The sequence below is a fragment of the Arcicella sp. LKC2W genome (assembly GCF_034931005.1).
Classification (GTDB): Bacteria; Bacteroidota; Bacteroidia; order Cytophagales; family Spirosomataceae; genus Arcicella.
The window spans coordinates 1-3,155 of the sequence record NZ_JAYGIN010000059.1; the positions used below are offsets into that span (position 1 = coordinate 1).

3 protein-coding genes and 1 CRISPR repeat array are annotated in these 3,155 nt (G+C 35.6%); all 3 genes read left to right on the forward strand.

Going from position 1 to position 3,155, the window contains the following annotated elements:
• Positions 1–110: 110 nt before the first annotated feature.
• From VB796_RS23600 to cas4, 3 genes are read left to right on the forward strand one after another with little or no spacing between them, the layout of a single operon-like run.
• Positions 111–305, forward strand: coding sequence for a hypothetical protein (locus VB796_RS23600; RefSeq protein ID WP_323349057.1), 195 nt, complete (start codon positions 111–113; stop codon positions 303–305).
• A 6-nt stretch (positions 306–311) separates the two neighbouring features.
• Positions 312–602: a CRISPR-associated endonuclease Cas2 gene (gene cas2, locus VB796_RS23605; protein ID WP_109745370.1), complete on the forward strand. Its 291-nt coding sequence runs from the start codon at positions 312–314 to the stop codon at positions 600–602.
• Complete coding sequence (gene cas4, locus VB796_RS23610) at positions 602–1,180, forward strand: CRISPR-associated protein Cas4 (RefSeq protein ID WP_323349058.1); 579 nt, start codon at positions 602–604, stop codon at positions 1,178–1,180. Before cas2 ends, cas4 begins: the two co-directional genes overlap by 1 nt.
• Positions 1,181–1,386: 206 nt before the next feature.
• Positions 1,387–2,981: direct repeats of the CRISPR family, unit length 37 nt; unit sequence ATTCCAACGCCACATGATGGCATAAATGGATTGAAAC.
• Positions 2,982–3,155: the final 174 nt, after the last annotated feature.

The following is a 3,155-nucleotide window of genomic DNA, read 5'->3' on the forward strand; positions in this document are numbered from 1 at the left end:
TTAATCCCAAAAAGACGTTTACAAATCTTTGGATTGTCTTGCAATAATTTATACTTATCGTTCATAATCAGTTGTTTATAACAAAAGTACCTAAATGTCAATTAAGAAAGTTGTCTAATGTAGAAGGCAAAAAACTATTAATAGAAGCATTCAATAAATTTATGGACGAAGACACCATTCGACATAGAGGAAAAAATCATACTCGTTCAAATGCGATACAGTATGATAGCCATATTTTTGCGAATGCTATTTTGGGTAATAATAGTGACCCTCAGAAATTAACAATTGACAAAACAGAAATTTAAAATGCGATGGTTATTTGGGTATTATATGACATTGAGAACGATAAAAATAGAACGAAAGTCTCTAAAATATGTAAGCAAGCAGGTTTATATAGAGTACAATTTTCGTGTTTTGTTGGAACGTTAACCAACAACGAAAAGGACACGTTGACGCTTCGTTTAGAAGAATTAATAAATGTCGATGTTGACAAAATTTATATCTTTCCTATGAATCAGACGGAATTAAAACAAACTGTATTACTTGGACAAGCATTTGATAAAAAATTAGTCAATGACGAAATAAGAGCTTTATTCTTTTAATGATGATAACACTAACGCCATCTCATATTATCCAATATTTATACTGTCCCAGATTTACTTTTTTTGAGTATGTCTTGGGAATTCCGCAGTTTGAAGAAAAGAATTTTAAGGTAATTAAGGGCAGAGAGATTCATGACCAGAAATTAGAACAGAATAAAAATTATCTTCGCCGACGTATAGGAGTAACCGACAAGCATTTAGACCAATATTTGACTAATGATTTGATTAGAGGAGTGATAGATGAAGTATTAGTTTTGGAAGATGGAACAATGGCTCCATTAGACTATAAATTTGCGATATATGAAGATAAAATTTATGAAACCTACCGCACTCAACTCTTTTGTTATGCCTGGTTGATAGAAGATACTTTTGGAAAGAAAGTTGAGAAAGGATTTCTGGTTTATACTCGTAGCCATCATAAATTGATTGAAGTAAAGATAGAAGATTCTGACAAAGAAAATGTAAAATATGCTGTCAGAGAGATTGAAAAAATTATTGAAGGAAATATCTATCCCAAAGCTACTAAGTATAAGTCAAGATGTGTAAATTGCACGTATAGAAATATTTGTACTAAATAGGTCTTGTTTTGGTCATTCCGAAGGCTAATTTATTTAACCACCCTTAAAAGACAAGCCTAAAACATTAACAATCAAACACTTAACCTTACGGAAAAATTTGTAAAAGTTATGAAAAAACGCTCTTTGGCATATTGTAAACATAAAAAAAGATGGCTCAAAAAAACAGTACAAACAATTAATAGTCAGCGACTTAATGTTCCTGACGGATTCCAACGCCACATGATGGCATAAATGGATTGAAACCCAACCCAAAGCGAAGAGCGAGCAGAGCCAAACCGCCAACAATTCCAACGCCACATGATGGCATAAATGGATTGAAACTTATAAAGGCTTTACGAGCTTCAATTTTTTGCCTAAAATTCCAACGCCACATGATGGCATAAATGGATTGAAACGATGTATCAAAAATATTTGATGAGATAGCAAAGCATAAAATTCCAACGCCACATGATGGCATAAATGGATTGAAACAAAATATCCTTTTCTCTATCCTTAGATAGCTATACTCATATTCCAACGCCACATGATGGCATAAATGGATTGAAACCTACGTGTAGGTCGTGTTTGTGGTCGTCAATTCCGTATTCCAACGCCACATGATGGCATAAATGGATTGAAACATCAGATTGGTGAGGGCGTTCAATGCCTATTATCAATTCCAACGCCACATGATGGCATAAATGGATTGAAACCCTTGTTGTCTTGCTTGCTTACGTAGTAAATTTCCAATTCCAACGCCACATGATGGCATAAATGGATTGAAACAAATTTATACTAAAATCCATCAAAGCACGATAAAAAGATTCCAACGCCACATGATGGCATAAATGGATTGAAACGAGAATGGCACGGCTCAACTGATATGCAGTACAACCCATATTCCAACGCCACATGATGGCATAAATGGATTGAAACGAAATAGACCGTGGGGATTTAGCTGATGAATTTTTATTCCAACGCCACATGATGGCATAAATGGATTGAAACAAGGCAATTTTTGAAACTGTGATAAATTCAAATCAAATTCCAACGCCACATGATGGCATAAATGGATTGAAACTCGAACTCGCTTCTAACCTCACGAACACGGTCATAATTCCAACGCCACATGATGGCATAAATGGATTGAAACTTTATATGTAAGTAAATTACGGTGATTATGTAAGTAAATTCCAACGCCACATGATGGCATAAATGGATTGAAACAAGAGGGATTAACACACCAGACCCCTAACCGAATAAATTCCAACGCCACATGATGGCATAAATGGATTGAAACGAACAGGGCTGATTGACTTCAGCCCTAAAACCGTACAATATTCCAACGCCACATGATGGCATAAATGGATTGAAACGGCCACTATCGTTTCGGGAGGAATACCACGGCTCTTTATTCCAACGCCACATGATGGCATAAATGGATTGAAACATTGTAATCATCTCTGTAAAGTCGCCTGCAGTGCCTTAATTCCAACGCCACATGATGGCATAAATGGATTGAAACGTTTCGTGATTCTTGCGTACATAACAAAGTACATCTACTAATTCCAACGCCACATGATGGCATAAATGGATTGAAACTGAGGAGAATATGGTAACGTCGCTACCCTCATTTTTATTCCAACGCCACATGATGGCATAAATGGATTGAAACGAGTAACAATATTAATTGACTGGTTGTACATTGAAATATTCCAACGCCACATGATGGCATAAATGGATTGAAACCTACAAAAAGTGGTGTTGTTGGGTCTGAAATAGACTATTCCAACGCCACATGATGGCATAAATGGATTGAAACAAAACAAATTTTGTGCTATTGTTAATGGGGTTATTACATTCCAACGCCACATGATTGAGGTGGTTCAAAAAAACGGCACACTTTTTTGCATAAAAAATGCAGAAAATGGACGTAAAAAAAGCCAAGAAATCCCACGCACATTATGAGCCTGATTTCAAAGAAGAGATACTCAGG

Bases quoted from the DNA above. Each gene is read 5' to 3' on its own strand.
- cas2 (WP_109745370.1), top strand. From the start codon at position 312: ATGGTTATTTGGGTATTATATGACATTGAGAACGATAAAAATAGAACG.
- cas4 (WP_323349058.1), top strand. From the start codon at position 602: ATGATGATAACACTAACGCCATCTCATATTATCCAATATTTATACTGT.